Below are 21,032 nucleotides of genomic sequence, written 5' to 3'. Positions count from 1 at the left end.
GGGTCAGTAGCTCAGTTGGTAGAGCATTAGATTGAAGCTCTAAGTGTCGGCGGTTCGATTCCGTCCTGACCCACCATCTGCGGGTGTAGTTTAATGGTAAAACCTCAGCCTTCCAAGCTGATGTCGTGAGTTCGATTCTCATCACCCGCTCCAAAAAATAATGGGCCTATAGCTCAGCTGGTTAGAGCGCACGCCTGATAAGCGTGAGGTCGATGGTTCGAGTCCATTTAGGCCCACCATTATTCCGAAGTAGCTCAGTTGGTAGTAGCACCTGACTGTTAATCAGGTTGTCGCAGGTTCGAGTCCTGCCTTCGGAGCCAAGGCCCGTTGGTCAAGTGGTTAAGACACCGCCCTTTCACGGCGGTAACACGGGTTCGAATCCCGTACGGGTCATCAAGCATGTTGCACGTTTGTGCAACATGCTTTTTTTTATGCCAACTATACTGACAAACAAAGATCACCATTCGTTAATACTGCGAAGGTAGTAACAATGATAAACAAAATTGCAAATGTGGCTGAAAATGTCTCGGTATTACCTACTTCGGAATAAAAAAACGTTATAATAGCAAATCTATACTCTATAGTTTTTGCCTCTATAATTTCCCCTAATTTTTATAATGTCTACTCAAATAGGAACCCTAATCCATAAATAATTTTAGTTTTAGAAACATGGAAGAAAGGATATAAAATATTGAACAAAGTATTTCATATATAAAATATGTATGTTTTCTAGCAGATTTTTTCGTGGTGATTATAGTTCCATTCCTCTAATATGAGGGTAGATGGAGGAATTCAATATGAATTTACATGAAGTACAGCAGTTTTTAGAACTTTATCTAGTAGAGCAAAATGAGTCTAAAACATGGCTAGAAAATAAATTACAGCAAATTAAAACAGCAGGCGAATATATACCGACAACGGAAGAATTAATCTTTGGAGCACGAGTAGCATGGCGCAATAGTAATAAGTGTATTGGTCGATTGTTTTGGCAATCGCTGCATGTTGTTGATGCCCGAGATATTTCAAAAGAAGAGGATATTTTCAACGCGTTGCTTGAGCATATTCAATATGCAACGAATGATGGGAAAATTCGTCCAACAATAACGATTTTTGCACCGGGGCGAGTTCGTGTATGGAATCATCAGCTAATCCGTTATGCTGGCTATGAAACGGAATCTGGAATCGTTGGTGATCCACATTCTGTTGAGTTTACAAAAGTATGTGAGTCATTTGGCTGGCAAGGTAAGGGAACAGCATTTGACGTGCTTCCGCTCGTTGTACAGGTGGATGGAAGGGAACCACAAGTGTTTACTATCCCTGGCGAATATGTACTAGAGGTACCGATTCGTCATCCTGAATCTCCTCAAGTAGAGAAGCTAGGATTAAAATGGTATGCAGTGCCGATTATTTCGAGCATGCGCTTCCAAATGGCAGGTATCGATTTTGAGACAGCCCCATTCAATGGTTGGTATATGGGTACAGAAATTGGGGCACGTAATTTAGCAGATCATGAGCGTTATAATATGCTGCCCGCTATAGCGGAAATTTTCAACCTTGATACAACCAAACAGGCTTCTCTATGGCGTGATCGAGCATTAGTTGAGCTGAATATTGCTGTTCTACATTCCTTTAAAGACGAGGGTGTGAGCATTGTAGATCATCATACAGCTGCACAGCAATTTAAATTGTTTGAAGAAACAGAAGCAGCAGTGGATCGTGAGGTTACAGGCAACTGGACGTGGCTGATTCCACCTCTTTCACCAGCTACAACTCATATTTACCATAAACCTTATGTTAATGTTTACAATACACCGAACTATTTTTATCAGAAACCACCTTATTAGTAGAGAAAGGCAGCTCACTTTAACTTCTTACAGCGGGTGTCCAAACATCCGCTGTAAGAAGTTAAAGCCTCCGGCGGATGTCACGGAATCGGAAAGGAGTTCTTTGTGCAAGCACAAAGCCGATTCCGGACGCAATTATGCCGAGGCATAATTGATCCATTTCAGCGGGTGTCCAAACATCCCCTGGAATAAGATCATGAGCTGCCTTTTTTAATTTACATATTCATTTTTAGAAGCCCTGAATGAACATAAGAAAAGTATCAATACTACGATAACAAATAACCAACCAGCGATCTTCCAGCCACCGAATAAATCATGCAAATAACCAAATAAGATTGGGCCGATTGCGGCTAATAAATATCCTAATGATTGTGCAAAACCTGATAAATCAGCTGCCTCAAAAGCTGTACGGGTACGTAGTGTAAAGAACATCATCGCTAATGAGAATGAAGCTCCCCCTGCTAAGCCTAGTAGCACCATCCACAGTACAGCGAGGCTTGTCCATTCCATCACTACTCCGATAAAGCCAACTAAGTAAAATACCGTAAACATTAATACGAGAGGACGTTGAGATGTCATTTTACTAGCGAAAATAGGCACAGCTAAAGCCATTGGAACTTGTGAAAATTGCATGATGGAAAACATCCAGCCTGCACGATCTGCAGCTAAGTCTTGTGATATATATATTTCAGGAATCCAAGCGGCAGTTGTGTAGAATAATAATGACTGAAATCCCATAGCTCCCGCCACTGCCCAAGAAACAGGTGATTTCCATAATGCTGTACGTTCTTTCGTAGTCTCAACAGTCGGTTCAGGCTTATTAAGTTTCAACTGTGGAATCCAAATTACAATGGTTAACACCACAAGAACAAGTGCGATTGCTAAAGCTCCTTGCCAGCCAAGTGATGAATTGGCAATAGGATAACTAATACCAGCACCGAGTCCAGCTGTCAAATTCATCGACATTGTGAAAAATGCCATAAGTAAACCTACGTGATAGGGAAATTTCAATTTAAGTAATCCCGGAATTAGTACATTACCGAATGAAATGGCTATACCAATTAGCATAGTACCAAATACGAGTAAACTAGTTGTGCCAAGGGAACGTAGGACAATTCCTACCGCTAAAAGAATAGTTGATAAAAATAATGTTAATTCTAGTCCAAATTTACGTGCGACAATTGGTGCGAATGGTGAAATGATTGCAAATGCTAGTAATGGGATCGTTGTTAGAAAGCCTGCTAGTATATTGGATATGCCGAGGTCTTCACGAATTAAGGAAATAATTGGTCCAACAACTGTTAGCGGCATCCGTAATGTCGAGGCAATACAAATTACTCCGATAACGAGTAATAAGGTTGTGCCTTTCCAGTTAATTTTCCTGCTAGGATAAGTATCGGTATGTTCATGAGTAGTCAAATAAATCCCCCCTTGGTAGAACAATTTTGATTAAATCACTATACCACTTTATCATACAAATAAAAATAGTGGAAAATTCGCAAAATATAGAATATTAATCGATATATTGAAATGCCATAGGTCGTATGTTAAACTAATACCCATCATAAATTTAATATTTAATGCCTCATGTTTGTATTGAGGTAGAGGTCGCGGTATTTAAGAGTATGTTAATGGAAATGACAAGCATTAGAGAAATTAGCTGAAAGGAAATACTGCCGAAGTGTGAGGGGACTTGAAAACCTCATGCTGGGGCTGTCTCCGAAAGGAACAGAACTGTCACGTTTGAACAACGTGTTGAGCTATCATGAAGGAACAGAGGATTTACTTAGCCATCACAGCAACGTTCATGTGATGGCATTTTTTTCGCCTCTTAAAAAGGAAGGAAGCTATATCGTGAGTGAAATAAAAGTCAATCAGCTCGATCATAAAGCACCGAAGCTGAAAAAAGAATTAAAAAGCCGTCATATTACAATGATTTCATTAGGCGGTACAATCGGTACAGGACTGTTTTTAGCTAGTGGTGGTGCCATTGCGCAAGCAGGCCCTGGTGGTGCACTACTCGCTTATGCATTAATCGGTATCATGGTGTATTTTCTAATGACGAGCTTAGGAGAAATGGCAGCTTATATGCCATCATCAGGCTCTTTTAGTACGTATGCTACAAAATTTGTAGATCCAGCTTTAGGTTTTGCACTTGGTTGGAACTACTGGTACAACTGGGCAATTACAATTGCAGCGGAAATTTCTGCAGTCTCATTAATTATGAAATATTGGTTCCCAGATAGCTCATCAGCACTTTGGACTGTTTTATTTATTGCTGTAGTTTTAACGTTCAATCTATTATCGGTAAAAAGCTATGGTGAGAGTGAATATTGGTTTGCAATGATAAAAGTTGTAACAGTAATCATTTTTATTATCATCAGTTTTTTTATGATTTTTGGTATTTTAGGAGGACAAGCTCCTGTAGGCTTTACGAATTTCTTCATTAGTGATGGACCATTCCACGGAGGTCTCCTTGCTACATTTGGTATTTTCTTAGCTGCGGGATTCTCGTTCCAAGGGACAGAGTTACTTGGAATAACAGCAGGTGAAACGGATGACCCTGGTAAAAATATTCCGAAAGCCGTTAAGTCTGTTTTCTGGCGAATTCTTTTATTCTATATTTTAGCGATTGCTGCAATTGGGATGCTGATTCCCTTTACAGACGCACGTTTATTATCAGAAGATATTGCTGTTTCACCATTTACACTGGTGTTCGATCGTTTAGGAATTGCCTTTGCTGCATCATTGATGAATGCAATCATTCTAACGGCAATGCTGTCAGCAGGGAATTCAGGGCTTTACGCATCGTCACGTATGCTTTGGCAATTAGCGGTAGATGGACATGCACCGAAAATTTTCACTAAACTAAGCCGTCGAGGTATCCCGATTTACGCATTACTGGCGACTTTAGCTATAGGCTGCCTAGCATTTTTAGCTTCATTCTTTGGTGAGGGTGTAGTCTATATGTGGCTTCTAAATGCCTCAGGGATGTCTGGCTTCATTGCCTGGTTAGGTATTGCATTTAGCCATTACCGTTTCCGTCGAGCATTCGAGGTACAAGGCTTAGATCCAAAATTATTGCCGTATAAAGCAAGGCTATTCCCATTCGGCCCGCTATTTGCCTTTACGGTTTGTATGATTGTTGTTATTGGACAAAACTACAATGCCTTTATGGGTGAAACAATAGATTGGTACGGAGTCCTTGTCTCATATATCGGTATTCCACTGTTTTTACTGTTATGGTTTGGCTATAAAATTAAACATAAAACAAAAATGCTTCCATTAGAGCATTGTGATTTAAAAGTCGAACAATAAAAAATAAAACTGTCCTGTGAGTCATAGAAATGACTTGCAGGGCAATTTTTTTAGTTAAATAATAAATTTGTAATGCTAGACGTACAATCAAAATACACCAAGTGACCGATTAATCTTTAAGCGCCAAAACCTCTTATCCCCATAATTGCAATCATCGATCCGTAGATGACAAGAACAAGCAAAATGATGAGTAATCCTAAATATTTAGAAATACCTGTTTGTTTTGATCGAATTCCGGATATCCCAAAATATATACACATTACCCAAAGTAGAGCACCTAAATAAAAGTAAATCCCGAAAATGCCATTTGGACTTAATGAACTAGCATAAAACAATAACAACCCGATAATACAAAATATTATAGAAAAAAACCCGTAATTCCTTCTAAAAGTCATTTCTCCAGCCCTTTCTAAATTAATTTTGATTATTACCAAAAACATACCAATTAATAAACGGTATTACAAATTCTGTATTTTAAAGACTTCAGATAAAATTACTGGAGAGAATAAAAAGGGAACTTTAGTTTGTCAAATCGTCCCCCACTTTTGGTGCACAACCTTAATATGGTAAACTGATAGATAAATAACACATCACCAAATTTGGGGTAATAAATTTGTTATAAAATTGCGTGGAGGCTGGACGACTCCTTTGGGATTAGCGTCATAGATGAGACCCTGGAGCGTAGCGAATGTTATCTGTTCGAAAGCGAAGCGACAAGTCATATATAGACTACTTTATGTTAGGAAGAGGTGCATGAAAGTGCAAAAGCATATTTTACTAGTAGAAGATGACGATGCTATTCGTGAAATGGTGGAAAACTATTTAACGATGGAGGGATTCCTTGTCACCTCTGCAGAAAATGGAGAAGAAGCATTACAAAATTGTTTAAATAATTCTTTTGATTTAGTGATCTTGGATATTATGATTCCGAAACTTAATGGATTAGAAGTTTTAAAGATTATACGAGAGCAAGCATCACTTCCAATTATCATTATGTCAGCCAAGGATAGTGATGTCGATAAAGCGTTAGGATTAGGATTAGGGGCAGATGATTATATCGCGAAGCCATTTTCGATGCTGGAATTTTCGGCACGTGTTAAGGCCGCAATTCGTAGAGCTACAAAATACTCCAGTCAAGTAGAGGAGAAGAAAGATATTGTCGAGATAGCTAACTTATCGATTGACCTTGTTAATTTTTCAGTTGAGAAGGATGGACAGCAAATAAAGCTCACATCAAAGGAATTTGGCATCTTAAAATTATTCGTGACAAATCGTAACCGAGTTTTTACAAAGCAGCAAATTTATCAATTGATTTGGAATGATGCTTACTATGGGGATGAAAATATTATTAATGTACATATAAGAAGATTACGCGAAAAAATTGAAGACGATCCATCCAATCCTCTATATATTAAAACACTTTGGGGAATCGGCTATAAATTTGAAGGATAAACAGATGATGATATTACTATTACTGATAATTGTGTTACTTGTAGGTATTATTATTTTTCAGGTGAGAGCAAAAAAACAACAGAACGCTATGATTAAATACATGCATCAAAAACTACAAGCAATCATTAATGAACAATCGAGCGAGAAGATTTTAGTATCGACAGCTAATCATGAATTACAGCAGCTATTAATTGCGATGAATGCGTTGCTAGACCACAACCAAAAAGTACTGGCGACACATCGAAAAATGGAAAGCTCTATGAAAAAGATGTTGTCTAATATTTCCCATGATCTTAAAACGCCTTTAACAGTTGTACTAGGTTATACGGAAATGCTTAAGCTTAAGCAATCACTTAATGAAGAGGAGCGGCAACGGTTGCTCACTGGCGTTCATTCGAAAACATTGGAAGTATTGAAAATAATCCATACATTTTTTGACCTGGCAAAATTGGAGGCAGGAGATACAGATTATCCAATGACGAAAATTAATGTAAGTGAAATTTGCCGCAAAAATATTTTATCATTTTACGATATGATCACATCTATGGGACTAGAAATCGATATAGCAATACCAGAGATATCCGCATATGCACATGGCAATGAAGAAGCGCTAGATAGGGTTTTGAATAATTTACTGTCAAATGCATTTGCCTATGGGGCAGCAGGAAACATCATTGGGCTCACAGTAAGAAATGATGATACGAATATTTTTATTGATGTCTGGGATCGTGGGCAGGGGATCGACGAATATCATATTGATAATGTTTTTGAGAGAATGTATACACTTGAGGATTCCAGAAATAAATCCTTCCAAGGGAGTGGCCTTGGCTTAACCATTACAAAACGTCTTGTAGAATTAATGGAGGGTTCCATCCAGCTTTCTAGTACCCCATATGAGAAGACCATTTTTACAGTTTCTTTAAAACGAATGACATATTGAGCAGTCATGCTTGTAGGGCAATTTTATAGCTTTACAGGCTTTTTTTCTGCGCTTAAGAAATTTGTAAGAATCAAGTAATAAATTAGAGAGTTTCATTTTTTATAATAAGGATAGCTAAATTTAAGGGAGAGATCTACATGACATATATTGTAAAAACAAATCAGCTTACGAAGGTGTTTGAAGGGAAAGAAGTCGTTTCTGCTGTGACTATGCAAGTGAAAAAGGGAGAGATATACGGTTTTTTAGGTCCTAATGGGGCCGGAAAAACGACAGTCATGAAAATGCTAACAAACCTTACGAAGCCAACGAGTGGGGATGTTGAAATCTTTGGTGAAAAATTAATGGACCGCTCATTCGACGTGCTGAAAAGGATGGGAACGATTATTGAATACCCGATTTTTTATGAAGATTTAACAGCAAAGGAAACCTTAGAATTACATTGCGAATATATGGGCTATTATGACAAGAAAGAGATTGCGCATGTTCTGAATTTAGTAAAATTAACAAATACGGAGAATAAGCGTGTAAAAGACTTTTCTCTTGGGATGAAGCAACGGTTGGGTATTGCGCGTGCAATTATTACTAAGCCGGAATTACTTATTTTAGACGAGCCGATTAATGGACTAGATCCAGTTGGCATTAAAGAGCTTCGAGAACTATTCAAGATGCTTTGTAAAGAGTATGGAATTACGATTATTATCTCTAGTCATATTTTGGGTGAAATTGAACAATTGGCAGATACAGTTGGGGTTATTAAAGATGGAAGATTGATTAAGGAAGTTTCAATGGACGTTGTCAATCGTAGTCAAACAGATTATATTGAAGTGATTGTCAATAATGGGCAAAAGGCTGCCTTTATTATAGAAAGTAAATTAAATATTACTAATTTCAAACTAATGGATGACAATTGCATTCGAATTTATGATTCGGCAGCTTCACAAAAGTTGCTATCTAAAACATTGATTGAGCATGATATTGAAATTGAGGGCATTAGCAAAAAAACAAGCTCATTAGAGGATTATTTCTTGAAGTTAATCAATGGAGGTGTAGTTAGTGCTTAATTTAATGCGTCTAGAAATGAAAAAATATCATATCGGTTCGTATATAAAAAAAGCTGTTTTTGCAAATTGTATATTACTAGGTGTTATATTTATGCTTATATTTATTGCTAAAGTAGAAGGGGATCAAGATCTCAGAAATTATCAGGCGGCATTTGGCTTTATAGATTCTGGTGTAAGAGCAGTGTTTATTATTTTTGCTAGTGTGTTAATCGCCAAATTCATTATTGGAGAATTCAAATATAAAACCATCACTGTAGCATTTATGTATCCATTAAGTAGAAAAAAATTAATTGTTTCAAAGCTAGCCATTGTTGTTCTTTTTACTTTTTGTGCAATTATTTTATCGACTATTTTTATAACAGCGGTTTTTTGTACTGTTAGTGAGAGTTTCCAACTGCTTTCAGATCCATTGTCGTTCTCTTTCATAATACAACGAATTCCCGTTGTGATCATGAATGCAGTTGCAGCATCATGCATCGCATTAATACCATTGTATTTTGGCATGAAAAAATACTCCGTTCCGGCAACGATTGTATCATCTATATTAATTGTATCGGTTGTTTCATCAAATACGGGTAACTTTAGTTTGTATGATATTATTTTCATCCCAATCACTTTAGCTATTATCGGTATAAGCGTGGCCTATTTATCATTCCGAAACATAGAGAAGATAGATATTTAACTTCTTTCAGCAATTATTTTCTGTAGTGAAAGCACAGTGAAACGAAGCGGCAGCAACAATGTTTTAACTGTGCGAAAGCGCAGTGAAACGAAGCGGCAGCAACAATGTTTTAACTGTGCGAAAGCGCAGTGAAACGAAGCGGCAGCAACAACAAAGCGTCCAGTTGGAACGGAAATCACTCCACGTTCTGAAAAAGCCCTTTACATGTAAAAATGCCAGACACAAAACCAAAGGAAGGTCTTTGTGTCTGGCATTTTATTAACCAAATACCGTTTGCCATAATAAATAAAGATTTAAAACGACTACAATCACCACGACAATCCATCCTAATATAGTTGTAATACGATGGTTGACGAGGCTTCCCATGATGGTACGTTTACTTGTAAACATCACAAGTGGTACAAGAGCAAATGCAATACCAAAGGATAAAATAACCTGGCTTAGGACAAGCGCATATGTTGCATTAACGCCGGATGCAATGATCACCAGAGGAGGTAGCATTGTAATAGCACGGCGTAAATAGAGTGGGATTTTCTTTCTAATGAAGCCTTGCATCACAACGTCACCTGCGAGTGTACCAACTGAAGAGCTAGCAAGACCCGCAATAAGAAGCCCAAGGCCAAAGGACACGGCCGCCATCGGACCAAGCGCTGCTTTTAATCCGTTATAAGCGATATCTAAGTCTTCAACTACTACGCCTTGAGTATGGAATACTGCTGCAGCAATAATAAGCATACTCATATTGATAGCGCCTGCGACAATCATCGCGATGATAATATCAATAAATTCAAAACGGAATATACGTTTTTTTTCAGCATCATTTCGGCCGATGATACGACTTTGAGTTAGTGAAGAATGTAAGTAAATAGCGTGTGGCATAACAGTCGCTCCTAAAATACCTGTTGCCAGTAAAATAGAATCTACACCATCAAAGCGTGGTGTGAACATGCCTATTGTTACATCGACCCAATTTGGCTGTGCCAAAAATGTTTGGAATGCAAACGCTAATACGACAATAAGCACCATGCCAGAAATACCTGCCTCAAACGCTCTAAAGCCTCTGCGCTGTAATTCTAAAATAGCAAATGAGCCGACTGCGGTAATAAGCGCTGCAGGCAACATTGGAATGTTAAATAACAAGTACAGCCCTAGTGCAGCACCAATAAATTCTGCTAGGTCTGTTGCAATAATGACCAATTCAGCCTGTATCCATAAAAATATAGAAGTTTTTCTAGAAAAATTTTCACGTGCTATTTCGGGTAAATTTTTGCCTGTCGCAATACCAAGCTTTGCCGACAAGGATTGAATTAACACCGCCATTAAATTGGAAAAGGCGATTACCCACAGTAGTAAATATCCATATTGTGAACCTGCTGTTATATTTGTTGCGAAGTTGCCTGGATCAATATAGGCAACTGCTGCGATGAAGGCTGGGCCAAGAAACGGTAAGATTCGTCGCCAACCTTTTATATCTCCATCTAAAACCGCCTCAGCGGACGATTTATTCATTTGTTTGTAAACCATGTTGTTCCCTCATTTCAAAGAGTATCGCAAGTGAAATAAAGTTTCCTAGAGGAAAATGATATATTCTTATTTTATAGCTTGAAGAAGAAAATGTGAAGGAGTTTGCTCAATGTTTTTCTAAATCCGAAATGTTTTTAATTTAGTGAAGGACTTTGATTTTGTTTGTGTATCATAATGTATTGAAGCATCATAACAAAATATTCGCTTCATTTTAAAATGATCCAAGGATTAATGTACTTTGGCATTTTAAAAGAGGGAATATACTTATAAGGTGGCTTTTAACTTCTTCCATCAATTGGAACGAAAGTGAGACAGCAGTTACAAATGTCTCCCTCCTCTATAGGTGGTAAGATGAATGGCAGGTTTAGGTAACTTTTCGGCGGTTGTCCAAACATCTATACCTTACGCTACGTTTTCGGCACAAAAAACGTCTATAGTTGACACTTCGCTTTCGCTACAGAAAATTACTGTAGCTGCCGCTTTGCTTTCGCTACAGAAAACATTTGCTGAAAGAAGTTAAAGCGTTATTCTTCAAATAATAAAAAATCATGTCGAAGTTGAGGAATGATAGAGTGTGGCTAGGCGACTCGGTGGGAATTCATAGAGGTGACCCTGAAATGCATAGCGAAGCGGCTTCCTAGGAAAGCGCCCAGTTGGAACGGAAGTCAACTACACGTATGGTAGTGAGACGTAATTAAAATATTCGAAATATCAAGTAAAAAAAATTTTTTGTAACCGTTTTTTTCATCTTTACTTTTTTTTAATACAGGCGTAATATGACATCATTATAAAAGTTTCAAATTTCTAAATCGCTGAAGCAATTAGACGCGGGGGACCCAATTTTTTGGATTACATAGGTAATCCTTGGGGTGAATCTCTTCATTTATTGAGGGGTAGGGCTACTCAGGCCCGAATCCGACAGCTAACCTCGTAAGCGTTAAGAGCAGAAAAGTGGAGCTTGGCAGACGAATGAGCGTCTACAAGTCTTATTTAGTGATGACTTGTAGATTTTTTTTATCTTCATTTTATAAAACAAGGCCCCGGTGATTGGCACAAAAACCGATTATGCTAAAGTGTAATCGATTTAGAAATGCGAAACACATTCTATGAAACTAGAAGGTGTTGAATATGAAATCCTCATTAAAACGTTATATTATCGGTAAACCATTAAGATCTGATGCGTTAGGGGAACAAAAGCTTAGTAAAACAAAAGCACTTGCCATACTATCTTCTGATGCGTTGTCATCAGTAGCGTATGGACCTGAGCAAATTTTAATTGTACTCATGACGGTAAGTACGGTTGCCTTTTGGTATTCTCTACCGATTGCTGCTGGGGTAGTTGTGTTACTGACAGCACTTATTTTCTCGTATCGCCAAGTTATTTATGCGTATCCACATGGTGGCGGAGCATATGTAGTTTCTCGGGAAAATTTAGGTGTCAATGCAGGTCTAGTCGCAGGTGGATCATTGCTTGTAGATTATATTTTAACAGTTGCGGTAAGTGTATCGGCTGGAACAGATGCCCTTACTTCGGCATTTCCAAGTTTGCATCTCTATAACGTGGTAATCGCTGTGTTTTTTGTTATATGTTTAACGATTCTAAACCTACGTGGTGTCACAGAATCGGCATCCATTTTAGCGTATCCAGTTTATTTGTTTGTGATCGTGATGCTAATGTTAATCGGGGTAGGAGTTTATAACGTACTAACAGGGCAAGTTCCTGCAGCGTTACATCCAAAGGTCGGTACACCAGTTGCAGGTATTAGTTTATTTATATTATTAAAAGCATTTGCATCAGGAAGCTCAGCTTTGACTGGTGTTGAAGCCATTTCAAATGCTATTCCAAATTTTAGAGATCCAGCGCCGAAAAATGCATCTAAAACATTACTGGCTATGGGCGGTATTTTAGCAGTGCTATTTATCGGTATTGTGAGTCTAGCATATTTTTATGGAGTTGCTCCAAATGCGAAAGAAACGGTTGTCTCACAAATTGCGGAGGCAAGTGTAGGTCGTAATATTTTTTACTATATAGTACAAGGAACAACAGCGATGATATTAGTACTCGCTGCGAATACAGGGTATTCGGCCTTTCCTTTACTGGCTGTCAATTTATCGAAGGATGGATTTATCCCAAGAATATTCCAAATTCGCGGGGATCGACTTGGTTATTCAAATGGCATTATGATGCTTGGTTTAGCTGCCATTGTTTTAATCTTTTTATTTGATGGAACAACAGAGCATTTGATTCCACTTTATGCAGTAGGGGTGTTTATTCCGTTTACTTTAGCGCAGGCTGGAATGATGCGAAAATGGTGGCGTGAAAAGCCAAAAGGTTGGTTTGCTAAATTTACGATCAATACGGTTGGAGCGATCATTTCCTTTATTGTAGCCATGATGTTTTTTGTGACAAAATTACCTCAAGTATGGCCAGTGTTTATCTTTTTACCAATTATTATTTGGACGTTCCATCGTATTAAACAGCATTACAAAACAGTTGGTGAACAGCTAAGATTAGATAATGTGGAATTACCGAATGTGGAGGGTAATGTTTTCATTGTCCCTGTTGCTGGTATTACGAAAGTAGTAGAAAACACTTTGCATTACGCGCAGACATTAAACGTTGATAAAATTATTGCCTTTTATGTGGCCTTCGATCAAGCGGACGCAAAAGCGTTTGAGGAGAAATGGAAAGCTTGGCAGCCAGATATACGGCTTGTAACATACTATTCACCATATCGAAGTATTACACAACCGTTGATGAAGTTTATTGATAAAGTTGAACATCAATGTACGAAATCAGGCTATCAAGTAACAGTTATTATTCCACAGTTTTTACCGAAAAAAGGATGGCATCATATGTTACACAATCAATCGAGTCTATTAATTCGCGCTTCGCTATTATTTCACAAAAATATCGTCATTATGACAGTGCCCTTTCATTTATCAAAATAATGACTAGCAAGCTCGAAAATAGTCTGATATAATCATTACGTTGATTGTAAAACACGAACGTTTACAATTGAAATTTACTAGAATGATAGTAAATTCCGAAAATACTGACTTTGTTTAGTGTGAGAAATAAGCACATGCCGAATAAAGTACCATTTTTGGAAATGACGCCAAAGCGTGATAAATATTAGGAATTTCTTTAATGGTTCATCACCAAAAGTTAAGAATGACTTTTGTTAGAATGTATACTATGTAAATTAGTTGATTGGAGTGGAGGCTGGGCGACTCCTTGGGGATTAGCGTCACAGATGAGACCCTGGAGCGAGCATCGCGAGTGAAGCGGCTCATCGGACGCCCCCAGGAAGCCCAGTCGGAACGGAAATCAACCACACGTTTTGGTGATGATACAGTTTAATACTATTTCACTCATATAATAGCGAGAATATGGCTCGCAAGTTTCTACCGATTTACCGTAAATAAATCGACTATGGGTAGCAAATGCTTTAGAAGACCTCATAAAAGTTGTTTTCTATTCGTTTCGACGTTTTTACGTTGAATGCTTTGCTCCACTCGTAGATGATTGGAATCAAAGTATTCAGCGTTTTTTATTACTTGCATTGCTTCTGGCGCTTGCCTGTAACGGAATGCGTTGCTCATGAAGAGCTATTACTATAAGAAAGAAGGCTATCAAGGAAATGAAGTTATTACACGACAAAATTACACAAGAGGGTAAAGTTTTATCTTCATCTGTATTAAAAGTAGATTCATTTTTAAATCATCAAATTGACCCAATGCTTATGAAGGAAATTGGTCATGAGTTTGCAAATCGATTCTCTGATCAAGTCATCACAAAGATATTAACAATCGAATCTTCTGGTATCGCACCATCTGTAATGCTAGGTCTTGAAATCGGTGCTCCTGTAGTGTTTGCACGTAAGCGTAAATCACTAACATTATCAGATAATCTGTATTCTTCAAAAGTACATTCTTTCACCAAAAATGAAACAAATGATATTTCAGTATCACGTAATTTCTTAAATGAAGATGATAACATTCTAATTGTTGATGATTTCTTAGCTAACGGGGAAGCTGTCAAAGGTTTGCTCGATATCGCAGCACAAGCTGGTGCAAATGTTGTGGGTGTAGGCATTGTTATTGAAAAAGGCTTCCAAGACGGTGGGAAAATATTACGCCAGCAAGGGGTTCGCGTAGAATCATTAGCAATTGTAAACTCTCTTGAGGATGGCAAAGTAACATTTGCTACGGAGGCTAATGCGTAATGAATACCGTTAAATCGACTACGCTAGCTATTCAACATTTACTTGCGATGTATGCAGGAGCCATTTTAGTACCACTGATTATCGGTGGGGCAATCGGCTTTGATTCAACACAAATGACGTATTTAGTAGCGATTGACATTATGATGTGTGGGGTCGCAACACTTTTACAAGTGTATTCAGGTAAAATGATCGGTATTGGTTTGCCAGTAGTACTAGGCTGTACATTTACAGCAGTTAGTCCAATTATTGCAATCGGTACAAATCCTGAACAAGGTATTACTGATATTTATGGATCTATTATTGCATCAGGTATAATTGTTATGATTATTGCAGGCTTTTTCGGTAAGTTAGTAAAATTCTTCCCACCAGTTGTTACAGGCTCGGTTGTGTCGATTATCGGTATCTCTTTACTACCAGTAGCTTTAAACAATATGGCAGGTGGACAAGATGCAGCAGATTTTGCATCTGGTTCTAATGTAACTTTAGCGTTTATTACATTGGTTATTATTTTAGTCGTTTATCGTTTTTCTACAGGTTTCATTCGTGCAATTTCCATTTTAATCGGATTAGTCGTAGGGACAATCCTAGGCGTATTTATGGGGAAGGTTGATTTTAGCCCAGTTTCAGATGCTGCTGTATTACACATGGTTCAGCCATTCTATTTTGGGGTGCCAACATTTAATTTATCTGCAATCATTACAATGACGCTTGTAGCAATGGTTTCTTTAGTAGAGTCATCAGGGGTTTATTTTGCACTGAGTGATATTTGTAATAAAAAATTAGATTCAAAAGATTTATCACGTGGGTACCGTTCAGAAGGTCTAGCCTCTGTTATCGGCGGTATTTTCAACGCTTTCCCATATACAACATTCTCGCAAAACGTGGGACTTACACGTATGTCGGGTGTCAAAGATCGTAAAATCATTTACATCACAGGTGGTTTACTAGTAGCACTTGGCTTCCTACCAAAAATCGCTGCACTAACAACGATCATTCCAACACCAGTACTTGGTGCAGCAATGCTAGCGATGTTCGGTATGGTTATTACGCAAGGTATGGGCATGCTAGTACCTGTTATGAATGAATCAGCGGAAAATGCCATGATTGCTGCTATTGCAGTTAGCCTTGGTGTGGGTGTATCCGTTGTTCCTGGAATTTTTGATGCACTACCAGAAAGTGTATCTCTTCTAACATCTAACGGTATCGTCTGTGGTTCGGTTACAGCGATAATCCTTAATATTTTATTCAACATGATTGGGCCTAAGCATAAGGAAGACCCGATGCATGGAGAAGCTTAAAGGAAATCTATAAAAAATGTCGTCTACTTCTAAAGTAGATGACATTTTTTTATGCGAAAGAGGGCTACCGAATGAGGGGGAAACTGTATTTTTACTTTACAACAAGGTTATGACTATTTTTATTCTGCTAAAAAGGCAGAAAGTGTATGAAAAATATGGTTAGAGATTATTGATTATAAATTGAAAAGTTTATTTGATTTATTGCAATAAATGGTAAGATTGCTTTGATCAGGTTTATTCTTTTTCATCTTTATTACCGGGGAATATTAAATTTACGGCTGTCTCTTTATTTCATAAGACTAGCCTATAAAAGGGTAGAATTAGGTATTGTAATGCAGTTTAAAATGGAATATCATGAACCTTATGGAAAGGTTGGGTATAAATGAATTTAAAGACTGCTAAAGAAGTTATTGAAGAACTACAAGTAACTATGAATTCACATATGTGTCAAGAAGAAAGAATGAAATTGGAAGTTTGGTTAAAAGAATATTACATAGACGAACTAATAAAAAATAAAGTACCAATGAATTCGGATTGCTAGTCATTTAAAAAGGGTAACCATTAAAGTGGACATTTCATTTCGGAGGTGACCTTTAAATACCCACGACTACAAAGTACCTCGCTCAAATAGTATTGGGCTAAAGCATAAGGAAGACCCGATGCATGGGGACGTTTAAAAGATTTCTATAATAAACAAAATGTCATCTACTTCTATAGTAGGTGACATTTTTTTATGAAAAGCAGATGTTTAAATATTAAATGGTAGGGAATCTAGAAAATAGATACATCTTAATAGAATGCAAGTCGATGTCCCAACATATATTTAAAACATATAAAATTACTTTTGAAAGGTTTCTTACAAAATGCAAAGTATATTTCTGATTTTAATACTTCAATTAATTTATGTGCCTTTTTTAACGTTACGTACAATACTTTTAGTGAAGAACGTTACTTTCCTTGCCGCCATATTCGGTATGCTGGAGATGTTAGTGTATGTATTTGGCCTTTCACTCGTCTTTAGTGGGAAGCAAAGTATGTTAGCTATGGTCTTTTATGCAGTTGGCTTTGGGTTGGGTATATTTTTAGGGGCCAAAATTGAACGTAAATTAGCAATTGGCTATGTTTATACGACTATTAATACGCAAAATAAGAATGAAGAACTTGTGAAATTTCTTCGGAATGAAGGGTTTGCGGTCACGATTTACATTGGTGAGGGGAGAGATAGTAACCGCTATAAATATGAAATATTAACAAAGAGAAACCGTGAGACGGAATTGTTCCAAATTGTTGAGCATTATGAACCGAATGCTTTTATTATTTCGTACGAGCCTAAATCATTTAAAGGTGGATTTTTACTGGATCGAATGAAGGTAAAACATAAATAGTTTTTCCTTAACATTGCCCTTTTGTCTATATGCAGAAGGGCATTTTTTTGTGTATACAATCCATCGAAACATCGTACCATCACAAGCAATTATGCCGGGTATAATGTGCTGCTGTCGCTACGCTTTCGCGCAGATAAACAATGCGTCGGAATTGGCTTTGTGCTTAGGACTGCACGATAACTGCTAACATTCTTTACTGACCTCTTTCCGATTCCGTCACATCCGTTGCAAGGAGTTAAAAGTGAGAAATTTAGCGACCGAGCTCGATAAAAAATATTAATACTATTATACCAACAGACGTGAACAATAACATGTTCAAATTGATTTTTTCATACTATAAAAACATGCAAGTCTCGAAAGGGGTGTTGTATGTATTTTTTTACGAAAGGCTTGGTCATTCTTATAGGAAGTGCAGCGGTAGCATTAGGGATAAACTTATTCTTAACGCCCTATCAAATTTTAGATGGGGGCGTTGTAGGGATAGCGCTTATTTTACACTATATATATAAGCTTAAAATAGGTTTAATGATCATCATTATTAGTATCCCAATTTTCGTTATTTCTTGGTATAAATACAGAGCGTATTTTTACAATAGTATCCATGGATTATTCGCATATTCTCTAAGTATCGATTTACTAAAGCCCGTCCGGAATCTTATTCATGTAGATGCCATCTATAGCGCCATATTTGGAGGGGTACTTATGGGCTTTGGTGTTGGTTTGATGCTTAGATTTCAGACAAGCACTGGTGGTACAGATTTGATTGCCCAATTTTTAAGTGACAAAACTGGAATTAATGTCGGGATACTTATTTTTATAATAGATTCAATCGTCATCGTCATAGGGGGACTGCTTTTATCTTCTAATACATTATTGCTTTCTATTATTACAATTTTGGTAGCAGGGATTACTACAAGTATTATGACTAGCCGTGTTTAATAAAAAATAGCTTCAGTATAGGACTGAAACTATTTTGAAATTCGTTATCGAGAGCTCTTCATCATTCGTTTTTTAGGGTGTGCAGGCTTTACTTCTGCAATTAATATGGCGAGTAAAATCAGTACGGCCCCTACAACCATCTGCCCTGTTAATACTTCATGTAAGAATATAACGGATAGGACCATGCCGAAGAAGGATTCTGTAGACAGAATAATAGCTGCCTTTGTAGCAGATGTATATTGATTTGCAATATTTTGAAAAAGATAGGCGAGAGTAGTTGAAAAAATGGCTAAGTAAACGATTGAATAGATTGCTTCTTTTTCAAGAGTAGTTGGAATATCACCTTGACTGACTACGACCAAAACGCCTAAAAAAGATGCTGTGATAAATTGAATAATCGTCAGAGCAATGGCATCTTCCTTTTGGACAAACAGGTTCGTACAAAAAATATCAAAGGCAAAGGCGACAGCGCAAGCTAAGGAAAGAGCATCTCCGATATTCATCGTCAGTGAGCCCTGTAATGATAAAAAACCGATGCCGACAATAGCTATAATCGAACCGATCATCTCATAGCCATCTATACGGCGCTTGTATACCGCAAACGCAATCAATGGAACAATAATGACATTGACAGCGGTTAAAAATGCATTTTTAGATGGTGTTGTATATTGTAGCCCTACTGTTTGAAGGGCAAAGGCAATATACAAAATGGTCCCTAACAAAATACCTTTCCAGATAACTGATTTTGAAACTTTTTTTAATTTATATCCAAATAAGACTATCAGGATAATTGAAGCTAATAAAAATCTACCTGCCATTACTTGATAGGCTGTTAAATATTCTAATGCAATAGCCGTTATGACAAAACCGCTACCCCAAACGATTGCAGTGACTAATAGCATACCATCAGCTATGTATTGTTTCATCATTCTTCCTCCTAACTTCAATAGAATAACATGAGATGGGAGAAAATAATTTGATTTTAATTCTAAAGATTCAGGCGTTTTTTTGTACTTATTCCAAAGCTGTCATTCAACAATCGTTTTGCTATGTAATAAGTACAATTTAACGGCTACAGCTATGCGCTCATAAAAAACATAATCATTTTCTAAAGGTGCTACTAGCTGACGTATTTTTGACATACGATAACGGATTGTATTTGGATGGCAGAAATGAGCAACGGCTACTTCTTTAATATTTCCTTGTTTTACGACATAGGTGATTGCTGTTTTCATTAAGTCCGGATCGACTTTTTCCTCGAATAGGGGACCAAGATAGCTATTTACATAGTCCATAGCAAATTTAGCGTCCTTACGATGCAATTCAATTAATAACGAATCGGAAGCGAGGTTCTCATAATGACATATAGGAGCCGTTTTAATTTCAGCCATGATGCGTGCATAAAAGGCTTCATGAACAGCAATAGGGAATTCTGTTTGTGTTATGTGACAACGACTATAGCCGAAGGTCATTGAATCCGTCGAGAGCGCAAACAACGTTAACCATTCATTGAGAGTTTTTTTAAATTGAAATTGCTGTGATGGATGGGTCATAACAATGAAGAGGCTCTTTTTATAGGTACAAATCATACCAGATTTCAATAGAGGCTCTAATTGGAAAAGGGATTGCATCCATTGACTATTTGCATGATCTTGCGTTTGAATATTAGCAACAAATATATATTTTTCAAAGGGCTTATTGATTTGCTGTAAAATAGACTTTATTTGTTCATCAGTTACTTCTTCCTCCATAATACGTCGCATAATCGTATTTAAAAAGAATGAATAGTCCTGCGTTTTTGCATAGGCCATCGTTTCTAAAATAATCTTTTCAAAAAATTCATCTCCGCCAAATCGCAATATCGGGAAACTTTGTTCATCCGCATAGACGATCACTTCCTTAGGCAAATCCTCATAGATAACAGGTTTATAAGCTAGAGCACTTGCCCCCAGCTCAATAAGGTTTTTCACGGCATTCCATAAATATTCTGGCTTTTGCTTTGCGAATAATAAACTGCTTAAAACAACACTATTCGGTGTGAAAATCGTTTCTCTCACAGTTTGTATATCAGGTGAAAATTCAAAGTCTAGAATTTCCACATTCTCAACGGGTTTATGTAAACCATTGCGACCAGCAATAACTGTAAAATCTTTTGTAATAGGTAATCGTAAAAAGTTCTCTACGTTCATTAGGCTATCAAACAACCTTTCTTGTGATTGAGCTTCTATTACTTATAATAACTGATAAGCGCAGTGAAATAGCTGATAAGACAATGCGAATCGCTGATAAACCAACCAATTAAAAAGAATCTGCTGAAGTTCTACAGACAAAGTCCGTAAAGCAAGCAGATTCGCCCACAT

The 21,032-nt window shown here is 37.3% G+C and carries 16 protein-coding genes, 5 tRNA genes and 3 riboswitches; of the genes, 17 read left to right on the top strand and 4 right to left on the bottom strand.

Features of this window, described 5'->3' with window-relative positions; genetic code table 11:
• From C7Y47_RS21475 to C7Y47_RS21450, 6 genes are all read left to right on the top strand, one after another.
• Nucleotides 1–76, top strand: a tRNA-Phe gene (locus C7Y47_RS21475).
• 3 nt (nt 77–79) lie between these two features.
• Nucleotides 80–153: transfer RNA gene (locus C7Y47_RS21470), tRNA-Gly, on the top strand.
• A gap of 9 nt (nt 154–162) precedes the next feature.
• Nucleotides 163–239: transfer RNA gene (locus C7Y47_RS21465), tRNA-Ile, on the top strand.
• A gap of 4 nt (nt 240–243) precedes the next feature.
• Nucleotides 244–320: transfer RNA gene (locus C7Y47_RS21460), tRNA-Asn, on the top strand.
• 1 nt (nt 321) lies between these two features.
• Nucleotides 322–393, top strand: a tRNA-Glu gene (locus tag C7Y47_RS21455).
• Nucleotides 394–797: 404 nt separating this feature from the next.
• Nucleotides 798–1,844 (top strand): nitric oxide synthase oxygenase, encoded by a 1,047-nt coding sequence (locus C7Y47_RS21450; protein WP_142510608.1) that lies wholly within the window; start codon nt 798–800, stop codon nt 1,842–1,844.
• A gap of 210 nt (nt 1,845–2,054) precedes the next feature.
• Here the strand turns inward: C7Y47_RS21450 and C7Y47_RS21445 are convergent, their stop codons facing one another.
• Nucleotides 2,055–3,263, bottom strand: a complete 1,209-nt coding sequence (locus tag C7Y47_RS21445; protein WP_142510607.1) for a CynX/NimT family MFS transporter — start codon at nt 3,261–3,263, stop codon at nt 2,055–2,057.
• Between the two features lie 175 nt (nt 3,264–3,438).
• Nucleotides 3,439–3,615, top strand: a riboswitch (Lysine riboswitch).
• A gap of 83 nt (nt 3,616–3,698) precedes the next feature.
• On the opposite strand from C7Y47_RS21445, the gene C7Y47_RS21440 reads away from it, so the two are divergent.
• The 5 genes from C7Y47_RS21440 to C7Y47_RS21420 all read left to right on the top strand — a co-directional run bounded on the left by C7Y47_RS21440 (nt 3,699) and on the right by C7Y47_RS21420 (nt 9,297).
• Nucleotides 3,699–5,162, top strand: coding sequence for an amino acid permease (locus C7Y47_RS21440; protein ID WP_142510606.1), 1,464 nt, complete (start codon nt 3,699–3,701; stop codon nt 5,160–5,162).
• Between the two features lie 759 nt (nt 5,163–5,921).
• A complete protein-coding gene (locus C7Y47_RS21435) occupies nt 5,922–6,614 on the top strand; it encodes a response regulator transcription factor (RefSeq protein ID WP_142510611.1) in 693 nt (230 codons plus the stop codon).
• Nucleotides 6,615–6,618: 4 nt separating this feature from the next.
• Complete coding sequence (locus C7Y47_RS21430; RefSeq protein WP_142510605.1) at nt 6,619–7,554, top strand: sensor histidine kinase; 936 nt, start codon at nt 6,619–6,621, stop codon at nt 7,552–7,554.
• Between the two features lie 137 nt (nt 7,555–7,691).
• A complete protein-coding gene (locus C7Y47_RS21425; protein WP_142510604.1) occupies nt 7,692–8,615 on the top strand; it encodes an ABC transporter ATP-binding protein in 924 nt (307 codons plus the stop codon).
• Nucleotides 8,608–9,297 (top strand): ABC transporter permease, encoded by a 690-nt coding sequence (locus C7Y47_RS21420; RefSeq protein ID WP_142510603.1) that lies wholly within the window; start codon nt 8,608–8,610, stop codon nt 9,295–9,297. The genes C7Y47_RS21425 and C7Y47_RS21420 overlap by 8 nt, the downstream gene beginning before the upstream one ends.
• Nucleotides 9,298–9,555: 258 nt before the next feature.
• On the opposite strand, the gene C7Y47_RS21415 is transcribed toward C7Y47_RS21420, so the two are convergent.
• The gene (locus tag C7Y47_RS21415; protein ID WP_142510602.1) at nt 9,556–10,821 is read right to left on the bottom strand and encodes an Nramp family divalent metal transporter; all 1,266 of its coding nucleotides are present in this window, start codon (nt 10,819–10,821) and stop codon (nt 9,556–9,558) included.
• A 355-nt stretch (nt 10,822–11,176) separates the two neighbouring features.
• On the opposite strand from C7Y47_RS21415, the gene C7Y47_RS25095 reads away from it, so the two are divergent.
• The 6 genes from C7Y47_RS25095 to C7Y47_RS21390 all read left to right on the top strand — a co-directional run bounded on the left by C7Y47_RS25095 (nt 11,177) and on the right by C7Y47_RS21390 (nt 18,672).
• The gene (locus C7Y47_RS25095) at nt 11,177–11,341 is read left to right on the top strand and encodes a hypothetical protein (RefSeq protein ID WP_185903560.1); all 165 of its coding nucleotides are present in this window, start codon (nt 11,177–11,179) and stop codon (nt 11,339–11,341) included.
• 280 nt (nt 11,342–11,621) lie between these two features.
• Nucleotides 11,622–11,772, top strand: a riboswitch (cyclic di-AMP (ydaO/yuaA leader).
• A gap of 177 nt (nt 11,773–11,949) precedes the next feature.
• Entirely contained in the window at nt 11,950–13,773 is a 1,824-nt protein-coding gene (locus tag C7Y47_RS21410; RefSeq protein ID WP_142510601.1) for an APC family permease, read from the top strand.
• Between the two features lie 403 nt (nt 13,774–14,176).
• Nucleotides 14,177–14,278, top strand: a riboswitch (purine riboswitch).
• Nucleotides 14,279–14,465: 187 nt separating this feature from the next.
• Nucleotides 14,466–15,050 carry a xanthine phosphoribosyltransferase gene (locus tag C7Y47_RS21405; protein ID WP_142510600.1) on the top strand — a complete coding sequence of 195 codons (585 nt, stop codon included), beginning with the start codon at nt 14,466–14,468 and terminating at the stop codon, nt 15,048–15,050.
• On the top strand, nt 15,050–16,348 hold the full coding sequence (locus C7Y47_RS21400; RefSeq protein WP_142510599.1) for a nucleobase:cation symporter-2 family protein: 1,299 nt from the start codon (nt 15,050–15,052) through the stop codon (nt 16,346–16,348). Before C7Y47_RS21405 ends, C7Y47_RS21400 begins: the two co-directional genes overlap by 1 nt.
• Nucleotides 16,349–17,211: 863 nt before the next feature.
• Nucleotides 17,212–17,733 carry a DUF2179 domain-containing protein gene (locus C7Y47_RS21395; protein WP_142510598.1) on the top strand — a complete coding sequence of 174 codons (522 nt, stop codon included), beginning with the start codon at nt 17,212–17,214 and terminating at the stop codon, nt 17,731–17,733.
• Nucleotides 17,734–18,102: 369 nt separating this feature from the next.
• The gene (locus C7Y47_RS21390) at nt 18,103–18,672 is read left to right on the top strand and encodes a YitT family protein (RefSeq protein ID WP_142510597.1); all 570 of its coding nucleotides are present in this window, start codon (nt 18,103–18,105) and stop codon (nt 18,670–18,672) included.
• A 44-nt stretch (nt 18,673–18,716) separates the two neighbouring features.
• Here the strand turns inward: C7Y47_RS21390 and C7Y47_RS21385 are convergent, their stop codons facing one another.
• The gene (locus C7Y47_RS21385) at nt 18,717–19,598 is read right to left on the bottom strand and encodes a DMT family transporter (protein WP_142510610.1); all 882 of its coding nucleotides are present in this window, start codon (nt 19,596–19,598) and stop codon (nt 18,717–18,719) included.
• A 102-nt stretch (nt 19,599–19,700) separates the two neighbouring features.
• On the bottom strand, nt 19,701–20,861 hold the full coding sequence (locus C7Y47_RS21380) for a PucR family transcriptional regulator (RefSeq protein ID WP_142510596.1): 1,161 nt from the start codon (nt 20,859–20,861) through the stop codon (nt 19,701–19,703).
• Between the last annotated feature and the right edge of the window lie 171 nt (nt 20,862–21,032).

The organism is Lysinibacillus sphaericus, assembly GCF_006864135.1.
Lineage (GTDB): Bacteria > Bacillota > Bacilli > Bacillales_A > Planococcaceae > Lysinibacillus.
The sequence above is the reverse complement of the archived record's forward strand: the minus strand, read 5'-3'. Positions and strand labels throughout refer to the sequence as shown.